The sequence below is a fragment of the Rhizobium sp. LjRoot30 genome, assembly GCF_964253915.1.
Lineage (GTDB): Bacteria > Pseudomonadota > Alphaproteobacteria > Rhizobiales > Rhizobiaceae > Metarhizobium.
Map to the genome: position 1 here is coordinate 228,594 of NZ_CAXUSG020000006.1, position 18,505 is coordinate 247,098.

General features: G+C 64.1%; 15 protein-coding genes. 11 read left to right on the top strand and 4 right to left on the bottom strand.

The window, feature by feature from the left end; all coding sequences use genetic code 11:
* Positions 1-30: 30 nt before the first annotated feature.
* On the bottom strand, positions 31-600 hold the full coding sequence (efp, locus tag ACSQ3I_RS14620) for an elongation factor P (RefSeq protein WP_436000033.1): 570 nt from the start codon (positions 598-600) through the stop codon (positions 31-33).
* Between the two features lie 152 nt (positions 601-752).
* Between efp and epmA the strand changes: the two genes are divergently transcribed.
* From epmA to ACSQ3I_RS14655, 7 genes are all read left to right on the top strand, one after another.
* A complete protein-coding gene (gene epmA, locus ACSQ3I_RS14625; RefSeq protein WP_436000035.1) occupies positions 753-1,817 on the top strand; it encodes an EF-P lysine aminoacylase EpmA in 1,065 nt (354 codons plus the stop codon).
* Positions 1,814-2,878, top strand: coding sequence for a lysine-2,3-aminomutase-like protein (locus tag ACSQ3I_RS14630; protein ID WP_436000036.1), 1,065 nt, complete (start codon positions 1,814-1,816; stop codon positions 2,876-2,878). Before epmA ends, ACSQ3I_RS14630 begins: the two co-directional genes overlap by 4 nt.
* 312 nt (positions 2,879-3,190) lie before the next feature.
* Positions 3,191-3,442 (top strand): acyl carrier protein, encoded by a 252-nt coding sequence (locus ACSQ3I_RS14635; RefSeq protein ID WP_436000038.1) that lies wholly within the window; start codon positions 3,191-3,193, stop codon positions 3,440-3,442.
* Positions 3,442-4,623 carry an acyl-CoA dehydrogenase family protein gene (locus ACSQ3I_RS14640; RefSeq protein WP_436000040.1) on the top strand — a complete coding sequence of 394 codons (1,182 nt, stop codon included), beginning with the start codon at positions 3,442-3,444 and terminating at the stop codon, positions 4,621-4,623. Before ACSQ3I_RS14635 ends, ACSQ3I_RS14640 begins: the two co-directional genes overlap by 1 nt.
* A gap of 4 nt (positions 4,624-4,627) precedes the next feature.
* Entirely contained in the window at positions 4,628-5,536 is a 909-nt protein-coding gene (locus ACSQ3I_RS14645) for an amino acid--[acyl-carrier-protein] ligase (protein WP_436000042.1), read from the top strand.
* A gap of 8 nt (positions 5,537-5,544) precedes the next feature.
* Entirely contained in the window at positions 5,545-6,510 is a 966-nt protein-coding gene (locus ACSQ3I_RS14650) for a DUF1839 family protein (RefSeq protein WP_436000044.1), read from the top strand.
* 89 nt (positions 6,511-6,599) lie between these two features.
* Positions 6,600-9,077: a glycosyl hydrolase 2 galactose-binding domain-containing protein gene (locus ACSQ3I_RS14655; RefSeq protein WP_436000046.1), complete on the top strand. Its 2,478-nt coding sequence runs from the start codon at positions 6,600-6,602 to the stop codon at positions 9,075-9,077.
* Between the two features lie 327 nt (positions 9,078-9,404).
* Here the strand turns inward: ACSQ3I_RS14655 and ACSQ3I_RS14660 are convergent, their stop codons facing one another.
* The 3 genes from ACSQ3I_RS14660 to ACSQ3I_RS14670 all read right to left on the bottom strand — a co-directional run bounded on the left by ACSQ3I_RS14660 (position 9,405) and on the right by ACSQ3I_RS14670 (position 14,103).
* Entirely contained in the window at positions 9,405-11,204 is a 1,800-nt protein-coding gene (locus tag ACSQ3I_RS14660; protein WP_436000048.1) for an alpha/beta fold hydrolase, read from the bottom strand.
* A gap of 28 nt (positions 11,205-11,232) precedes the next feature.
* Entirely contained in the window at positions 11,233-12,750 is a 1,518-nt protein-coding gene (locus ACSQ3I_RS14665; RefSeq protein WP_436000050.1) for an oligosaccharide flippase family protein, read from the bottom strand.
* Positions 12,751-12,930: 180 nt separating this feature from the next.
* Positions 12,931-14,103, bottom strand: a complete 1,173-nt coding sequence (locus ACSQ3I_RS14670) for a glycosyltransferase family 4 protein (protein WP_436000237.1) — start codon at positions 14,101-14,103, stop codon at positions 12,931-12,933.
* 189 nt (positions 14,104-14,292) lie between these two features.
* On the opposite strand from ACSQ3I_RS14670, the gene ACSQ3I_RS14675 reads away from it, so the two are divergent.
* The 4 genes from ACSQ3I_RS14675 (at position 14,293) to ACSQ3I_RS14690 (ending at position 18,353) form a co-directional block, all read left to right on the top strand.
* Positions 14,293-15,252 (top strand): GlxA family transcriptional regulator, encoded by a 960-nt coding sequence (locus ACSQ3I_RS14675; protein ID WP_436000052.1) that lies wholly within the window; start codon positions 14,293-14,295, stop codon positions 15,250-15,252.
* Between the two features lie 108 nt (positions 15,253-15,360).
* Positions 15,361-16,269 (top strand): class II glutamine amidotransferase, encoded by a 909-nt coding sequence (locus ACSQ3I_RS14680; RefSeq protein ID WP_436000054.1) that lies wholly within the window; start codon positions 15,361-15,363, stop codon positions 16,267-16,269.
* 59 nt (positions 16,270-16,328) lie between these two features.
* Positions 16,329-17,015: a protein GlxC gene (locus ACSQ3I_RS14685; RefSeq protein ID WP_436000056.1), complete on the top strand. Its 687-nt coding sequence runs from the start codon at positions 16,329-16,331 to the stop codon at positions 17,013-17,015.
* A 9-nt stretch (positions 17,016-17,024) separates the two neighbouring features.
* Positions 17,025-18,353 carry an FMN-binding glutamate synthase family protein gene (locus tag ACSQ3I_RS14690; RefSeq protein WP_436000058.1) on the top strand — a complete coding sequence of 443 codons (1,329 nt, stop codon included), beginning with the start codon at positions 17,025-17,027 and terminating at the stop codon, positions 18,351-18,353.
* Positions 18,354-18,505: the final 152 nt, after the last annotated feature.

Here is an 18,505-nt window from a genome sequence, read left to right on the forward strand (position 1 = left end):
AGGCTTTGTGAAAGCAATATCCGACTGAAATCAGTCCTTGGCGCGTTCCACGTAGGAATTGTCTTCCGTCATGATCACCACGCGGGTGCCGGCGCTGACGTGTGGGGGTACGGACGTGCGAACGCCGTTGGACAGAATGGCCGGCTTGTAGGAAGACGATGCCGTCTGGCCCTTGACGACCGGTTCGGTCTCGACGATCTCGAGAATGACGTGACGCGGCAGTTCCAGCGCCAGCGCCACGCCTTCGTGGATCGACAGGGTGACGGTCATGCCTTCCTGCAGGTAGGGCTTGGCATCGCCGACCGTATCGACGTCGACGGCGACCTGGTCGTAGTTTTCCGGGTTCATGAAGTGGAAGCCTTCGCCGTCTTCATACAGGAACTGGAACGGGCGGTCTTCGACGAAGGCGCGCTCGACCTGTTCCGTCGTCCGCCAGCGTTCCGAAACCTTCACGCCGTCGACGATGCGGCGCATGTCGACCTGCGTTACCGGCGTGCCCTTGCCGGGATGAAAGTTCTGGGCGGTGAGAACGACATAAAGCTTGCCGTCCACATCGAGAACGTTGCCCTTGCGGACCGAAGAGGCGATGATCTTGACCATAAGACTTCCTTGTAACTCGCGTCATGGCGTCGTAGAGGACTGGCAACAGCCATGCCGGAGACGCTTTATTTGTTTTTCTGGGGCGCCACTACCGCAAATCCACGGAAATAGCCAGCCTTCCGTGATCGAAAGCCGTAAAGAAACCGTTGGAAATGACAGCTTCTTCCTTCAAACCGTCGCCCTGGTGGATACCGGCCGTGCATGCTGACCGCAGGCCTTTCCTGATGGCGCGCAACCGCATTCGCGTGGCACTCGCCGGGTATTTTGCGGCGCGTGATTTTGTCGAGGTGGACACGGCGACGCTGCAGGTTTCTCCGGGAAACGAGGCGCACCTGCATGCTTTTGCGACCGAAGGCATAACCACCAGCGGCGGGCGCGCACCGCTTTACCTGCATACGTCGCCGGAATTCGCCTGCAAGAAACTGCTGGCGGCGGGAGAAGAACGCATGGCCTGTTTTGCGCATGTCTACCGCAATCGTGAGCGGGGGCCGCTGCACCATCCGGAATTCACCATGCTGGAGTGGTACCGCGCCGGGGAAACCTATGAGGCGCTGATGGCCGATTGCGCCGCGCTTCTGGCGCTGGCGGCGGAAACGGCCGGGCAGGCAAAGCTTACCTATCGTGGCCAGACCTGCGACCCGTTCGCCGAGCCGGAACGGCTGAGCATTGCCGAGGCTTTCGAGCGTTATGCCGGTGTCGACCTGCTGGCAACCGTAGCGCCGTCAGGCGAAACGGACCGGGACGGGCTGGCGGATCGCGCCGGTGCCGCCGGCATTCGTGTGGCGGCGGATGACGGCTGGGCCGACATCTTTTCCCGGATCATCGTTGAAAAGGTCGAACCCAACCTCGGTTTCGGGCGCCCCACCATTCTCGATGAATATCCGGTCAGCGAGGCGGCGCTGGCGCGGCCTTCGGGACGCGATCCGCGGGTGGCGGAACGTTTCGAGCTTTATGCCTGCGGCGTCGAGCTTGCGAATGCTTTTGGCGAACTGACGGATGCGACGGAGCAACGCCGCCGCTTCGAGATCGAGATGGCGGAGAAGGCGCGCATCTATGGCGAGACCTATCCGATCGACGAGGATTTCCTCGCGGCCCTGGCGCTGATGCCGCCTGCCAGCGGTTCGGCGCTCGGCTTCGACCGGCTGGTGATGCTGGCGACCGGTGCTGCGCGCATCGACCAGGTCTTGTGGGCGCCGGTTGCGGAGTACGGGCAATGAGTGTCGCCCGCGCCATCACCACTCCGGACGAACTGGAAGCCGCAGGGCTTGCCGATCCGCGGCAACGGGTCGGCATCGAGGCCGTCGCCGCGCGGTATGCCGTGGCCATCACGCCCGATATCGCCCGGCTGATCGAACCCGGCGTTGCCGCCGATCCGATTGCCCGGCAATTCGTGCCCGATCCGGCGGAACTGCTGACCACGCCGGAAGAGCGGGCCGATCCGATCGGCGACCATGCCCACAGCCCGGTGGAGGGCATTGTCCACCGTTATCCGGACCGGGTGCTGCTCAAGGCGGTGCATATCTGTCCGGTCTATTGCCGTTTCTGCTTCCGCCGCGAGATGGTCGGGCCGAAAGGCGAGGGGACGCTGACGGCGGAAAAGCTGACAGATGCCATGGATTATATCCGCAGCCATCCGGAAATCTGGGAGGTCATCCTCACCGGCGGCGATCCGCTGGTGCTGTCGCCGCGGCGGCTTGCGGCGATCATGGCGGAACTGCGCGATATCGAGCACGTCAAGATCGTGCGGTTCCATTCGCGGGTGCCGGTGGTATCGCCCGACAGGATCGATGCGGCGCTGATCGACGCAATCCGTGCCTGCGGCAAGACCGTCTACATCGCGTTGCATGCCAACCACCCGCGTGAACTGACGCCTGCGGCGCGGGCCGCCTGCGCGCGGCTGGTCGATGGCGGTTTCGTAATGATCAGCCAGTCGGTGCTGCTGCGCGGCGTCAACGACGATCCGGCTGTCCTGGCCGAGCTGATGCGGGCGTTCGTCGAGATCCGGGTCAAGCCCTATTATCTGCATCACCCCGACCTTGCCCCCGGCACCGGCCATTTCCGCCTGTCGATCGAGGAGGGCAGGGCGATTGTTGGCGCGTTGCGCGGACGCATATCCGGTCTCTGCCAGCCGACCTATATTCTCGATATTCCCGGCGGTTACGGCAAGGTGCCGATCAGCGCGGAAGCGGTGAAGGCCACCGGCGAGGGCTGTTATTCGGTGTCCGATTATCGCGGCGAGGACCATCTCTATCCGCCGGCTGTGCCGTCCGCCCTCTGAATCTGGTCATTCTGGCACAGTTCGGAATGATCCGACATGGATAGATGGGCCGGATCGGCCCCGGTCGCCTTTGTGCCGAAATGATGCGGGCAGGCACAAAAGCTGCGCTGCAATCGCCTTCATCGGCCGCCTGTTGCCGATGTTGCGCCGCTGCCGGGGCGATTTGGCGGTTTCATTCAAATTCTCGGTAATTCTCTGACGATACTTTCACCACGTCGCTTAGACGAATCTTATGCTTTTTTCTCTACTCATTTCCCTATCGGACGGCATCAGGCCGTTCTTCGGTGTTTGTGTTACGAGAAGGATGTCGAGATGAACGAGACAATTCGAGGCCTGCTGACGAAATTTGGTGGCCTGCCGGTCGCCGTCGAGCAGATTGCAGACGATGCCGATCTTTACAGCGCGGGCCTCTCCTCTTTCGCATCGGTGCAGCTGATGCTCGGGCTGGAAGACGCATTCGACCTCGAGTTTCCCGACACGTTGCTCAACCGAAAATCCTTCTCCAGCATCAACGCCATCGCGGCGACGCTGGCCCAGATCCTCGATCAGAGGGATGTCGCCTGATGAACATGTCCGTCAGCATCCCCGATGCCGGACTTGTGGCGCGCGCGGCCCGTGTCGCCACCATCGCGGCCAAACATGCCGATGCGGTCGATGCCGCGGGGTGTTTTCCCCGGGAGGCCGTCGACGCGATGATTGCCGAGCGCTTGCTCGGCATCCAGATTCCCCGCAGCCACGGCGGCGAGGACGCGGATTTCTCGAAGATCGCCGAGCTTTGCTCGATCCTGGGGCAGGCCTGTGCCGCCAGCGCCATGGTGTTCGCCATGCACCACATCAAGCTCTCCAGCCTGGTGCAGCATGGCAGCGAAAGCGCCTGGCACACGGCCTTCATGCGCCGGGTGGCCGATGAACAGCTGCTTTTGGGCTCGGCGACGACCGAAGGCGGCATCGGCGGCAACCTGCGCAACTCCATCTGCGCCATCGAGGTCAAGGACGGCGTCTGCCATCTCGAAAAGGATGCGACGGTCATTTCTTACGGCGACTATGCCGATGCGATCCTGATCACCTCGCGCTCCAACGCCGAGGCGGCATCCTCCGACCAGGTGATGACCGTCTTCCTCAAGGAGCAGTACACGCTCGAGAAGACGCATGTCTGGGATACGCTCGGCATGCGCGGCACCTGCTCCGACGGTTTCCTGTTCAAGGGAACGGCGCCGGCCGAGCAGATCTTCCCGAAACCGTTTGCGGAAATCGCGGCGCAATCGATGCTGGCGGCCTCGCACCTCCTGTGGAGCGGCGTCTGGCACGGCATCGCGGCCGATGCCGTCTCGCGCGCCCAAGCCTTCGTTCGTGCCGCCGCACGCAAATCGCCCGGCGCCATGCCGCCCGGCGCGCTGCGTCTGGCCGAGCTGTCCAACATGCTGCAGACGCTGCGCTCCAACGTCGTCGCCGGCCTGAAGGCCTACGAAGACGCCAAGGACGATCCGGACAAGCTCGCCTCGATGGGTTTTTCGGTGGCGATGAACGGCGTCAAGGTCTGCTCGTCGGAGATGATCCTGCCGATCGTCAACCATGCCATGCTGATCTGCGGCATCATGGGTTACAAGAACGGCACGCCCTTCAGCCTCGGCCGGCATCTGCGCGACGCGCATTCGGCGCAGCTGATGATTTCCAACGACCGCATCCTGAGCAACATGTCGACCATGCTGCTCGTCCACAAACTCGACACGAGCCTATTGGGGTAAGACCATGGATATGCAAGTATCGTTTCTCGACCGACTTTTCGAAGCCGGTCTGCTCATCGACACGGGTGTCGAGGGCCTTTATGGCCGCAGCGGCCAGTTTGAAGACGTGATTGCCGCTTTCGAACGTCTCATCGACCGCTTCGGCGGGGCCGATGGCGCCGAGGCCATCCGCTTTCCGCCCGGCATGAACCGCGCCTATTTCGAAAAGAGCGGTTACATGAAGAGCTTTCCGCAGCTTGCCGGCACGGTGCATTCCTTCTGCGGCTGCGAACTCGATCACGTCAGCCTGATGAAATGCATGGATGAGGGCGGCGACTGGACGGGCGAGCAGAAGGCGACCAACATCGTTCTGACGCCGGCGGCGTGTTATCCGCTCTATCCGACGGTCGCCAAGCGCGGCCGCTTGCCGGCAGACGGCGGGCTTTACGACCTGCAGTCCTACTGTTTCCGCCACGAGCCCTCCACCGATCCGGCTCGCCAGCAGCTGTTCCGCATGCGCGAATATGTCTGCATGGGCACGCAGGACCACGTCACCGATTTCCGGCAGCGCTGGATGGATCGCGGCGTGCAGATGATGGATGCGGTCGGGCTGACCGTCGAGATCGACGTTGCCAACGACCCGTTCTTCGGCCGCGCCGGCCGCATGCTGGCCAACAACCAGCGTGACCAGAACCTGAAGTTCGAACTGCTGATCCCGGTCACCTCGACGGCCAAGCCGACCGCCTGCATGAGCTTCAACTACCACCAGGATGCCTTCGGCACCAAGTGGGGCCTGGAGCTGGCAGACGGCAGCACGGCGCATACCGCCTGTGTCGGTTTTGGCCTGGAGCGCATCGCGCTGGCGCTGTTTGCCCATCACGGCCTCGACGTCAAGGATTGGCCGGCCAACGTTCGCAAGGCCCTGTGGGGTTGAGCGGCGCCATGCAGGCCGTCTTTGCCAAGCTCAATCCGGCCGCCTACGCGCCGCATGCGCTGCATGCGGCCGAGCGGATGTGGCCGGAGACCAATTGTTACGTCGATCTGTGGATCGAGGTGTTGTCGGCCTTCGGCGCGGCGCCGGAAGCGATGCTCGGTTTCACGCTGACGCAGGATTTCGAGGGCGACCAGCTGACCTTCTTCAAGGTGCCGCTGGAGGATCTCGAAAGCCTTTACGGCATCCGGGTCACGGAACTGGCGATCTTCGACGACGTTAAGGGCCATGTCCTGCAGCAGATCGCCCGCGGGCGGTTGTGCCTGCTGGAGATGGACAGTTTTTACATGCCCGATACGCAGGGCGTGGCCTATCGCAAGGAACACGGCAAGACCACGGTTGCCATCAACCGTCTCGATCCGCTGAGCCGCACCATCGAATATTTCCACAATGGCGGCTATTTCGGCCTGCAGGGCGATGATTTCGACGGGCTGTTCCAGCATCACCTCGGCGAGGACGATCCGCCGTTCCTGCCCTATACGGAGTTCGCCAAATTCCCGGCGGTTGCGCCCGGCGGAGAGCACCAGCGCAACGAAGCGCGGCGCCTGCTGCAGGTCCACTTCCGCCGCCGGCCGGAGGCCAATCCGCTCAGCGCCTTTTCGGCCGTCTTCCCGCAGCAGGTGGAGGCGGTTGCCGAGCGGCCGTTCGGGTTCTTCCACAAATATGCGTTCAACACGCTGCGGCAGGTGGGCGCCAATTTCGAACTGCTGGGCAGCCATCTGGACTGGCTGGCACCGGGCGAATTCGAGCAGGCGGCAACGGAAGCGAGACGTATTTCCGAGGTGGCAAAGTCGGTGCAATTCCAGCTTGCCCGCGCCGTGACGCGTAAAAAATTCGAGCCGCTGGCGACGGCGCTGGCGCCGGCTGCGGATGCCTGGGATAGCCTCATGGACGATCTCGGCAGCCGGATCGGCTGATTTTCACCCATAGACTGAGCCGGCCGGCTGGCAAGACGGCCGGGAATCACCGAGAACGGCAACATCGTCGAACCGGAGTGCGTTTCATCATGCCTCGTAGCCTGTCTCTGTCCGGCGGCACGCACACGCCGCTTTCCGAAGGGTGGAGGCTGGTGCTGACCGCCGCCGGTGCGCATGCCGGACCGGAAACGGTCGATGCGACGGCCGGCCTGCCGGCGCCGGTGCCGGGCACGGTGGCGGAAGCATTGGAAAATGCCGGGCTTTTCGACCGGGAGAAGCCGCAACCACTGCATGACAAGGATGCCTGGTATGTTCGCCCGCTGACGGAGTTTGGCGGCGGCGCGGCGCGGCTGTGCTTCGAGGGGCTGGCGACCGTTGCCGAAGTCTATCTGAACGGTGACCTTATCCTGACCTCCGGCAGCATGTTCGAAGCGCATGCGGTGGACGTCGTCCTCACGGGGGCGGAAGACCGGCTGGCGATCTGCTTCCGGGCGCTGCGACACTTTCTCGATGCCAGCGGTCCGCGAGCCCGCTGGCGGCCGCAGATGATGGAGACGCAAGGCTTGCGGCTGGTTCGGACCACGGCGCTTGGCCACATGCCGGGTTGGTGCCCGTCGATCGATGCCGTCGGCCCCTGGCGAGCCGTGTCGCTTCTGCGGCGGGACGGTGCGGAGCACATCGCCTTCGATCTGTCGCTGGCGGCCAGACTGGCCGACGACGGAGACGGTATCCTGCATCTCTCCTTTGCCTGTGGCATCGATCTGGAGGATGTCCATCTTGAATGCGCCGGCCAGAGGTGCGTCGTGACGCGTGATGCGGACGGCCGCTGGCAGGCGGTGCTGACGCTGCCGCAGGTGGAGGCCTGGTGGCCGCATACCCACGGTCAGCCGAAACTGTATGAGGCGCATCTGTCTGTCGGTGGAAAGACCATTCCGCTCGGCAAGGTCGGCTTCCGCAGCCTCGACATCTACCGCGGCGCGGACGGCAAGGATTTTGCCGTCATCGTCAATGGCGAACGGGTGTTCTGCCGCGGCGCGGTGTGGACGACGGCGGACATCGTCCGCCTTCCCGGCGGGCAAGACGATTATCGCTCGTGGCTTCTGCAGGCGCGGGACGCGGGCATGAACATGCTGCGCATCGGCGGCACGATGGCCTACGAGACGCCGGAATTTTTCGAGATCTGCGACGAGCTTGGCCTGATGGTCTGGCAGGACCTGATGTTCGCCAATTTCGATTATCCGGTGAAGGACGAGGCTTTTGTCGCACATGTGCGGCGGGAGGTAGAGCAGCTTCTGGCCGGCCTCCAGGCATCGCCGTCACTCACCGTTCTCTGCGGCGGCAGCGAGATCTACCAGCAAGGCGCCATGCTCGGCCTGCCGGAACGGATATGGAAGGGATCGCTTACCGAAGAGATCCTTCCGGAGGTCTGTAGCAAGGGCCGGCCGGATGTGCCCTATGTCGCCAATTCGCCATGCGGCGGCGCCATGCCCTTTTCGCCGAACGAGGGTGTGACCCATTATTACGGTGTCGGCGCCTATTGCCGGCCGCTCGACGATGCGCGGCGCGCCCATGTGCGTTTTGCCGCCGAAAGCCTTGCCTTTGCGCATGTGCCGCAGGCCCGCACGCTGGCGCAGCACCTGCCGGTGCCGGCGCTGCATCACCCGCGCTGGAAGGAGCGGGTGCCGCGCGACCGCTCGGCCTCCTGGGATTTCGAGGACATCAGAGACTTTTACCTGCAGGATATCTTTGCCGCCGATCCCGCCCGGTTGCGCCGCGAAGAGCCGGATCGCTATCTCGACCTCTCCCGCGCTGTGACGGCGGAGGTGGTGGAGGCGGTCTATGGCGAATGGCGCCGGCCCGGCTCGTCCTGCAATGGCGCGCTCGTCTGGACGCTGCAGGACCTGCTGCCCGGAGCCGGCTGGGGCGTGATCGATGCGACCGGCGAACCGAAACCCGTCTGGTACGGCCTGCGCCGCGCCTTCCGCCCACTGCAGGTGATCCTGACCGACGAAGGCACCAACGGTCTTTATGTCCATATGCTCAACGAAACGCAGCAGCAATGGACCGGCACAATCGAACTCGCCTGCCTGCGTAATGGCGAACAGGTGGTGGTCTCCGGGCGCCGTGCCCTGACGCTTGCCCCGCGTGGACAGGAGAGTTTTGCGGCGACGGACCTTTTCGGCGCGTTTTTCGACACCACCTACGCCTTCCGCTTCGGCCCGCCCTCCCACGAGGTGACGACGGCGCGGCTGCTGGACGGCGACGGCGCGGTGATGGCCGAAGCCTTCGATTTCCCGCTCGGCCGCAGCAAGGCGTTTTTCGATGCCGACATCCAGGTTTCGCTGGTGAAATCGGATGCCGGCTGGTGCCTCGATCTGGAGACGAACCGTTTCGCGCAGTCCCTGCATATCGAAGCGGACGGATACCGGGCCGAGGAGGACTGGTTCCATTTGGCCCCAGGCAGCCGCAAGCGTATAACGCTGCTGCCGCGGGAAGGCACGGATGCGTCCGCCTTGCCCAGCGGCGAAATCAGCCACATCGGCAGCCGGCGGATCATCCGTTTCTAAGAGAAGGAGCGTTCCGGTCTCAGGCCGCGGACAAGCCGCCACCGTCTCCACCCCAGGGCTATCGTATGTGGCGCGACATCGCCCCTTTCCCCTTCTCCCCCGCGGGGAGAAGGTGGCCCGAAGGGTCGGATGAGGGGGCCAAACGGATAGACCTTCGCTTGGGGCACCCCCTCATCCCGCTGCCGCGACCTTCTCCCCTAGGGGAGAAGGGGCAGATGGCCCCCTCTCATTCCATATGTGATAACCCTGGTCTCCACCCCGCCGTCCTCGGGCTTGTTGCAAAGCCCGAGGACGGCGGAAGAGAGGTTATCGGCAAGCCGGAGCCGTTCAGGCCTCCCGCCCTTCGGGGAAACACTTCACAGCCACCGCTTCGATCTCCTGCTGATAAAGCGCGCGAAAATGCGGTGTCGTCAGATCGTGGTCGGCATCGGGGACGATCATGAAGCGGGCGTTCGGATACCGCGTAAGCCCGGCTCCGTCATTGCCGAAATGAAAGCTGAAATGGTTGAGGCCGACATCGGCCTGGCTGTAGAGCAGCGACAATTCCGTGCCGTGCGCCAGCATCGATTGAAAGACGTGAAACACCTCGCGGCGCTCGCGCGACAGCGAGGGGATGGCTTCGAACAGCGGACCGGCGAATTTCAGGCTGCGTTTGCGTAAAGACCGCAGCGTGTTGATGACGGCGTATTTGAGGTTCACCTGGCCGCTGGCGATCCGCCGCCAGGTATCCGCCCGAAAAATCTTCACGCCGTAGGTGGAAAGCTGCTGCGGCACGAACTGCAGCAATTCCTCGATCGAGTGGCTGCCATCCCAGAAGAAGGCATAAGGATTGGCCGAGACCGCGCCGCGGATGCGCACATCCCGCGCGGCGGCGCGGACGGCGAGATATCCGCCGCTGCAGCGCCCGGCAATGACGACCGGGCCGAGGCCGCGGTGGATGATCAGGTCAACGGCGGCATCGACGTCGTCATATTGCGCATCGGAATAGATGATCTGCTGCGGCGCGCCGGCAACGGGCGGGCTGTCGGCGGCATTGGCAGCGTCGAAGCGCAGCGAGGCGATGCCGGCGGCGGCAAGCTTTCGGGCGGTTTCCGTCGCCACCCGGCCCCAGCCCGACATCCGTTCATAGGCCGTGGTCAGCATGATGACGGTGGCGCCGGTACGCTGGCCGTCTGCCGGTTCGCAGAGAATGCCGAGCAGCCGGCCGTTGTCGCCGAAACGCAGCGGCGTTTCACGGAAGGTTTCGCCGTGCAGCGGTTCCGGTTTCGCCGGTATCTTGACGGGCAGGGAAGGGGATTGCGGCTTGGCGGCCTCCACCCATTTCACCCAGTTGACGACGGCTTCGATAACGGCAAGCGGCGGCCTGGAAAACACCAGATTGCCGACCAGCTGGTCGTAACCCTCGTAGGAAACGGTTTCCACCGAGGCACCCGCTGCCTGGAACCGTGCCCCGAGCTCGCCGTCGCCGGGCCTGTCGGCGCGGGTGGCGACGAAGCAATGGCGGGCCGGTGCCGCCTCGTGTTTGCTGAGATTGACCTGCTTGATGTCGGCGGCGATGGCCTCCGGCATGGTGACGCCGGCGACGGTCAGGCCATCGCCCGTCTCCGCCGCGCCGCGGACCATACGCGACCAGACCGAGAGTTCGCGCAGATAGGCGCGGCCGGCGATAACCGGCGCCAGCAGCGCAACCCCTTCGACATCGCCGATGGCGGCTGATGCTTCGCAGGCGAGGGCGGCACCCAGGCCATGGCCGACGAGGATGAGGTCGCCGACGCCGGACAATGTGCGCAGCTGCGCCGCCGCGTCGAGAATGCTTGCGCGCCACAGGTCGAGGCCGGCGGCGACATCGAGGGCATCGCCGGTGCCGGGATAGTCGAAACGCAGGCTGGCAATGCCCGCCGCCGCCAGATCTTCCGCCAGCATGCGCCACAGCTTGCGCACGCACATTTCCTCGTAGCCCCAGGGGCTGACGAGCAGGACGGCGATGTTGCAGCTGGCGGCACCGGCTTTCGGCGGCATGTAAAGCCCGACCGTCCGCGAGAAGGTGACCGGGAAAGCCGCGCCCCCGGCGGCGGCTCCAAGGCCTGACGCTGCGGCAAAAGGCTGGACTGTCGCGTGTATCGTCATCGTTTCGTCGGCCTCCTCTCGTTGCAGCTCAGACGGGTTTGCCGCTGGCGATCAGGTTGAGCATGTGCTTGCCGGGGCCTTTCAGCCGGCCGGGCAGTTTTTGCAGCAGTCGCTCCATCAGCGCGATGTCGTCGGGCGGCACGACGCGCAGCAGGCGCAGCGCCAAGGCATAGACCGCCACCCCGGCGATGATCGCAAGCCCGACGCCGGCAAGGCCGTCGATGGCATCGGCGACGAAGAAGGCGGCGACGGCGCAACCGATCGACGCGACGAGGATCCGCACCAGCGAGGCGAACATCGGCGCCAGCGACCCGTCGAAATCCATGCGGCGCACCAGCAGGACGCTCATGAGCAGCAGCGCGGCGATGCGCGTCAGCGCCGCTCCCTCTCCGCCGAAATGGGGAACGAGGGCGAGGCAGCCGAGAACCATGGCGATGGCGCCGGCGATGCCGATCTTCAGGCGGTCGCGTTCGCGGTCGATGGCGAACAGGTATTTGGTGGCGATCTGGACAAAGACCGACACCGGGGCGCTGAGCGCCAGGATGGCGACGATGTTGCCGGCCGGCAGGAAGGCCTCGCCATAGACCTCGGAGACCATTTCCCAGGAGATGGCGGCAAGCCCGAGGCTCATCGGCAGCGTGAAATAGGCAAGGCTGCGGATCAGGTCCTCGAACAGCCGGACGGGCAGCTTGCCGTTCGGCTGGGCCTGCAGCTGTTCGGTATAATAGGGCACGAGGGTGCCGGTCAGCTGCACCGGCAGCTGCAGCGCCAGATTGGCGAGCGACAGGCCGATGGCGTAAAAGCCGACGAGCTGGACGCCATGGAACTGCTGCAGGAATAGAAGCTCGATGCGGTTGAGGAAGATCGAATCGATGACGATTTGCAGCGAGATGACGGCGGAGCTGCTGGCAAGCGTCCCGGCATGGGTGCCGCAGGCATTCGGGCGCACGGCAAACAGCCTGATGGCATAGACGAAGAACACGCCTTGGCCGACGACATAACCGACGAGCGCCCCGGCAGCGCCGTAATAAAGGGCGCCGAACAGCACGACGCTCAATTGCAGCGCCGCCGAAACGAGCGTCAGCTTGAAGAAGGTCGTGACCTGCTGCTCGCCGATCATGAAGCTGATCGACATCATGCCGAGCGATTGGACGAGGAACAGCAGGCCGGTGATGATCAGCACGTCCGGTGCCGTCGAGGCCCAATGCAGCCGCTCGGTTTCATAATAGCTGGCGGCATAGAGGCAGAGGATGAAAAACACCACGGTAACGACGACGCGGGCGAGATGGGCGCCGAAGCCGCGGCGGGCCATGGCGTCGTATCCGCGTGCCTTCAACTGCGGCAGCATGCGCGGCAGGATGACGTCGGTGCCGAGGCCGGCGATCATCGTCGCCGTCGTCGACAGCCAGAAGGAAAAGGTGATGATGCCGTTGGCCTCGGGGCCGAGCAGGCGGGCGGCGATGATCGAGCAGGCAAAACCCGTGACGAGCATGGTCAAGCCGGCCGCCGCGTTCAGCAGCGAATTCGCCATGATGCCCTTGCTCATCTCGTGCACCACCTCCGTTGCAACGCCTGTCGCCGGCCTCGTCCTCTCGCGGGGTAACCGGATGCGTTTTTTATGCGAAAGAGCTTAAGGTTCTGCATGACGATTGTGTCGGATTGTCCGGAATTCGGTGTTTGTGGCGGGGCGCTGTGTCCATTCAAGACAGCGGCGATAGGTCTGATTTCAAGGGCGGCGGCCGGCGAGCACCGTCTCGTAGACATCGACATACCGATCCGCGACGCTGTCCCAGGAGTAGGCGGCGGCTTCCGCGATGAGGCGGTTTCTGGCGGCATCGGTGCAGTCGAGAGCGTGCCGATAGGCGTCCTCGAAATTCCGTGCGGCACTTTCCGCTTCGCTGAAATCCACGAGCCGGATACCGTCGTGGCGGCCGGCGAGATTGCGATAGGCGTCGTTGGGATGCAGCAGCGGCACGAGGCCGGCGCTCATCGCCTCGATGGCGACGACACCGAACCCTTCATATTCCGAAGCCGAGGCAAAGAAGGATGCCTTGCCGATGCGCTCGGCGATCGTGGCATCCGGCACGCCGGCGAAGACCGCAATGTTTTGCGACAGGCCCGCTGCCGCGATCTGCGTCTCGAGGTCTGCCGCCGACAGGTCGGACGTTGCGCCGATGATATCGAGATGCCAATCCGGATTGTTTTGGACGAGCGGGCGCATCATGGCGATCAGTCGGTCGAGACGCTTGTTCACCGAGAAGCGGCCGATCGTGGCGATATGCCGGGCCGGCGTCGTCGAGGCGCGGCCGGCGAATTTTTCGGTGTTGGCGCCGTTTTCGATCGTCACGGTCCGCTGCGCGGCGATCTGCGAAAACAGGGCGGCATCGGACTGGCTGCAGCAGACCAGGCGCCGGTAGCCGAGCGCCGAGGCGCGCGTGACGGTGCGGAACCAGATTTTCTTGAGCGCTGCATATTTTTGCGTGTGGAAGAAGCCGCCGTGTGTCGTCGCCACCATCGGCCGGCGGTGCAGCAGACGGCCCCAGGACAGGGCGTCGAAGAAGAAATCGATGGCGTGGACATGGATGAGGTCGGCATCGGCCAGATGCCGGAAGACCTGCGGGGCGAGGGGATAACGGGTGGAACCGGACCACGGCACGCGGACGACCTCGATGCCGTCGACGATCTCATGCGCCGGCAGGATCGGGCCGGGCTCGGCGAACACCGAATTGCAGGTGACGACACGAACGCGAAAACCGCGCTTCAGCAATTGCCGGCAAAGATTGCCGATCACATCCTCCAGCCCGCCGCGGCTCGGCGCAAACTGTCGGGTGACATGGACGATCAGCGGCGCGGTGCCATCTGTCCGGCGAAGGGCTTGCGGGGTGGCGGTGGAGATCATGTTCATCGGACACCTGGGCTTTGGCAGCGTCCTCATGACGCATGGGCGGATAACGGCTTGCGGAGGCAAGGCCGGACCGCTCTAAATGGTCGACAGACCCCTTAATATCGGGTGTATTTCCGGCTATCCCGGCCAGACCTTCGGGATGTGGTTAGCAAAGGTCGAAGAGAACGGCTCCGCAGGAAGCGCATGAGGGACGAACAGAACACCGTTCAGGAAATCGGCTTCATGCTGATCCCCGGTTTTGCGCTGATGTGTTACGCATCGGCGGTGGAGCCGCTGCGGGCGGCGAACCTGCTGGCCGGCCGGGAAATCTTTCGGCCGCGGGTTTTTTCGCCGAAAGGGGAAATGGTCGCCGCCTCCAATGGCACGCTGGTGCCGGCGGAAATCCTGCCGGGCAGGGGCGGCCGGCTGCACACGGTCTTCGTCGTCGCCGGCGGTCATCCGTCCAGCTGGGACTATCCGTCGGTCTTCCCGGCGCTCAGGGCGCTCGACCGCGACGGCGTTCGCCTCGGCGGCATATCGGGCGGTCCTTATCTCCTGGCGCAGGCCGGGCTGCTGGAGGGCCGGCGCTTCACCCTCCACTGGGAGCATGCGCCGGCGCTGATGGAGGCCTTTCCCGGCATGCGGCTGGAGCAGGCCCGCTACATCATCGACGGCAACCGGGTTACCTGCGGCGGCGGCGTCGCCCCTCTCGACATGATGCATGCGCTGATCGCCGCGCAGATGGGGGCCGATTTCGCCCGCCGGGTCAGCGACTGGTACCTGCATGCGCATGTGAGTTCGGCCAGCGAGCCGCAACGGGCATCGCTGGCGGAGCGCCATGGCGTGCATCACCCGGTGCTGCTGGCGGTGATGGAAAAGATGGAAACCACCATCGAGCAACCGCTCGACCGGACGGCGATGGCTCGTTTTGCCGGGATTACGCCGCGGCATCTCGACAGGCTCTTCGCCACCCATCGCGGCGCAACTTTCCTGGCGGAATACCGGCGCATCCGCCTCGCCCATGCGCGCAACCTGCTGCAGCAGAGCACGCTTTCCGTTTCGGAGATTTCTTTCGCCTGCGGCTTTTCCAGCCCCGGCCATTTTTCCCGCTGTTACCGGGAGATGTATGATGTGCCGCCACGGGGAATGCGGGCGATGAAATGAAAAGGGTCGAGGCGGTATATTTCTTTTAATGAAATATACTTTCTTGTAAGTTGATTTTTTCGCCTGCTGCTGCTAGGTCGAGAATGAGGCTGGTTTTGGAGATCGTCTATGTGTGGGATTGTTGGTTTGTTTCTGAAGGATCGGGCCCTGGAGCCGCATCTGGGAGCGCTGCTCTCCGACATGCTGGTGACCATGACCGATCGCGGCCCCGATAGCGCCGGCATCGCCATCTACGGGGCGCCCGATCCGGTGCGCGCCAAGCTGACGGTGCAATCGCCCTATCCCGCGCGGGATTTCGAGAACCTCGAACACGATCTTGGCGCGGCCATCGGCGACACGGTCGAGGTGATCGTCAAGAACACCCATGCCGTCATTTCCGTCGATCCCGAATGGGTGGGCGTCGCCCGTGCCGTGCTGGCCTCGATCCGGCCGGATGTGCGGGTGATGTCGAGCGGCGAAACCATCGAGATCTACAAGGAAACCGGCCTGCCGAAGGATGTCGTCGGCCGTTTCGACATCCGCTCGATGGGCGGCACGCACGGCATCGGCCACACGCGCATGGCGACGGAATCGGCGGTGACGACGCTTGGCGCCCATCCGTTTTCCACTGGCGCCGACCAGTGCCTGGTGCACAATGGCTCGCTGTCCAACCACAACAACCTGCGCCGCGAACTGGTTCGCGAAGGCATGACCTTCGAGACCGAGAACGACTCCGAGGTCGCCGCCGCCTACCTGACGGCGGAAATGGCTAGGGGCAAGAATCTTGGGCAGGCGCTGGATGGCGCCGTCAAGGATCTCGACGGCTTCTTCACCTTCGTCGTCGGCACCAAATCCGGTTTCGGCGTGCTGCGCGATGCCATCGCCTGCAAACCCGCCGTGATGGCCGAGACGGACCAATATGTCGCCTTCGGTTCGGAATATCGCGCCCTGGTCAACCTGCCGGGCATCGAGACCGCCCGCATCTGGGAACCGGAGCCGGCGACGGTCTATTTCTGGGAACATGAAAAGGCGGCGTGATCCGTTCGTCGGTTATTTCGCCTGCCATCTCGATTGAAGAAGACGACAAGGACAGCTCCATGCCGGTCATAGACCTCGCGGTCACGCCATTGCGCGAACTCAACCAGGCCCTCCACGATATTACCTCGGGCAGCAACGACACCCATTTCGAAGTCATCAATCCGCGCGGGCACCACGCCGTCGCCGTCGGCGTCGACCAGCCCGTCACCGTCGATGTGAAGGGCAGCGTCGGTTATTATTGCGCCGGCATGAACGACCAGGCGACGATCACCATCCATGGCTCGGCAGGCCCGGGCGTGGCCGAAAACATGATGTCCGGCACGGTGGTGGTCAAGGGTGATGCCAGCCAGTATGCCGGCGCCACCGGTCGCGGCGGCCTGCTGGTGATCGAAGGCAATGCCTCGTCGCGCTGCGGCATCTCGATGAAGGGTATCGATATCGTCGTGCACGGTAATATCGGCCACATGTCGGCCTTCATGGCCCAGGCCGGCAATCTCGTCGTGCTCGGCGATGCCGGCGAGGCGCTGGGCGATTCCCTCTACGAGGCGCGTATTTTCGTGCGCGGCGCGGTGAAAAGCTTAGGCGCCGATTGCATCGAGAAGGAGATGCGGGCGGAACATCTCGAAATCCTCGCCGAGCTGCTGGACAAGGCGGGTGTCGCCGATGCCCGGCCGGAGGAGTTCAAGCGGTACGGATCGGCCCGCAAGCTCTACAACTTCCACATCGACAATGCCGATGCTTATTGAGGCAAGACCATGAGCTATCAGAACCCGCCCACCACGCCGCGCACATCGGCCACTTTCGACGACTACACCACCTCCGAAATCCGCCGCGCCGCAGCCACCGGCATCTACGACATCCGCGGCGGCGGCGCTAAACGCAAGGTGCCGCATTTCGACGACCTCTTGTTCCTCGGCGCCTCGATCTCGCGTTATCCGCTCGAAGGCTACCGCGAGAAATGCGAGACGAACGTCGTACTCGGCGCGCGTTTTGCCAAGAAGCCGATCGAACTGAAGATCCCGATCACCATTGCCGGCATGAGCTTCGGCTCGCTCTCCGGGCAGGCCAAGGAAGCGCTGGGGCGCGGCGCGACGCTGGCCGGCACCTCGACGACGACGGGCGACGGCGGCATGACCGAGGAGGAACGTGGCCACTCGCAGACGCTGGTCTATCAATACCTGCCGTCGCGCTACGGCATGAACCCGCGCGACCTGCGCCGCGCCGACGCCATCGAGATCGTCATCGGCCAGGGCGCCAAGCCCGGCGGCGGCGGCATGCTGCTCGGCCAGAAGATTTCCGATCGCGTTGCCGACATGCGCACGCTGCCGAAGGGCATCGACCAGCGCTCCGCCTGCCGCCATCCGGACTGGACCGGGCCGGACGACCTGGAAATCAAGATTCTGGAACTGCGCGAGATCACCAACTGGGAAAAGCCGATCTATGTGAAGGTTGGCGGCGCGCGTCCTTATTACGATACCGCTCTGGCAGTGAAGGCCGGTGCCGATGTCGTGGTGCTCGACGGCATGCAGGGCGGCACGGCGGCGACGCAGGAAGTCTTCATCGAGAATGTCGGCATGCCGACGCTCGCCTGCATTCGCCCGGCCGTGCAGGCGCTGCAGGATCTCGGCATGCACCGCAAGGTGCAGCTCGTCATCTCCGGCGGCATCCGCTCCGGCGCCGACGTGGCCAAGGCGCTGGCGCTGGGGGCCGATGCCGTGTCCATCGGCACGGCGGCTCTGATCGCCATCGGCGACAACGATCCGCGCTGGGAGGCGGAATACAATGCGCTCGGCACCACGGCCGGCGCCTATGACGACTGGCACGAAGGCAAGGACCCGGCCGGCATCACCACGCAGGACCCGGAATTGTCGCAGCGGCTCGATCCGGTCGCGGCCGGGCGGCGGCTTGCCAACTATCTCAAGGTCATGACGCTGGAGGCGCAGACCATCGCGCGCGCCTGCGGCAAGAACCATGTCCACAATCTCGAGCCGGAAGATCTCTGCGCGCTGACGATCGAAGCCTCGGCCATGGCCCAGGTGCCGCTGGCCGGCACCAGCTGGATACCCGGAAAAGGCGGGTTCTGATCGGTCCGGGCCACGCTTTCCGTAGGGAGGAGATGGAAGGCGAGGCGCGGGCATGAATGACTGACGACTTTTCCCTTCCCGCCAACGGGAAGGGCGAGGGTGAGGAGAACACTCCCATCCGCATCGAACATAAGTGTCTCAAAAATCCAAAA

What these genes read in the sequence shown, in the direction of transcription:
- ACSQ3I_RS14680 (WP_436000054.1), top strand. Translation starts at nt 15,361, where the DNA reads ATGTGTGGGATTGTTGGTTTGTTTCTGAAGGATCGGGCCCTGGAGCCG.
- ACSQ3I_RS14665 (WP_436000050.1), bottom strand. Translation starts at nt 12,750, where the DNA reads ATGAGCAAGGGCATCATGGCGAATTCGCTGCTGAACGCGGCGGCCGGC.
- ACSQ3I_RS14660 (WP_436000048.1), bottom strand. Translation starts at nt 11,204, where the DNA reads ATGACGATACACGCGACAGTCCAGCCTTTTGCCGCAGCGTCAGGCCTT.
- ACSQ3I_RS14670 (WP_436000237.1), bottom strand. Translation starts at nt 14,103, where the DNA reads ATGATCTCCACCGCCACCCCGCAAGCCCTTCGCCGGACAGATGGCACC.
- ACSQ3I_RS14675 (WP_436000052.1), top strand. Translation starts at nt 14,293, where the DNA reads ATGAGGGACGAACAGAACACCGTTCAGGAAATCGGCTTCATGCTGATC.
- ACSQ3I_RS14685 (WP_436000056.1), top strand. Translation starts at nt 16,329, where the DNA reads ATGCCGGTCATAGACCTCGCGGTCACGCCATTGCGCGAACTCAACCAG.
- efp (WP_436000033.1), bottom strand. Translation starts at nt 600, where the DNA reads ATGGTCAAGATCATCGCCTCTTCGGTCCGCAAGGGCAACGTTCTCGAT.
- ACSQ3I_RS14655 (WP_436000046.1), top strand. Translation starts at nt 6,600, where the DNA reads ATGCCTCGTAGCCTGTCTCTGTCCGGCGGCACGCACACGCCGCTTTCC.
- ACSQ3I_RS14630 (WP_436000036.1), top strand. Translation starts at nt 1,814, where the DNA reads ATGAGTGTCGCCCGCGCCATCACCACTCCGGACGAACTGGAAGCCGCA.
- ACSQ3I_RS14635 (WP_436000038.1), top strand. Translation starts at nt 3,191, where the DNA reads ATGAACGAGACAATTCGAGGCCTGCTGACGAAATTTGGTGGCCTGCCG.
- ACSQ3I_RS14690 (WP_436000058.1), top strand. Translation starts at nt 17,025, where the DNA reads ATGAGCTATCAGAACCCGCCCACCACGCCGCGCACATCGGCCACTTTC.
- ACSQ3I_RS14640 (WP_436000040.1), top strand. Translation starts at nt 3,442, where the DNA reads ATGAACATGTCCGTCAGCATCCCCGATGCCGGACTTGTGGCGCGCGCG.
- ACSQ3I_RS14650 (WP_436000044.1), top strand. Translation starts at nt 5,545, where the DNA reads ATGCAGGCCGTCTTTGCCAAGCTCAATCCGGCCGCCTACGCGCCGCAT.
- ACSQ3I_RS14645 (WP_436000042.1), top strand. Translation starts at nt 4,628, where the DNA reads ATGGATATGCAAGTATCGTTTCTCGACCGACTTTTCGAAGCCGGTCTG.
- epmA (WP_436000035.1), top strand. Translation starts at nt 753, where the DNA reads ATGACAGCTTCTTCCTTCAAACCGTCGCCCTGGTGGATACCGGCCGTG.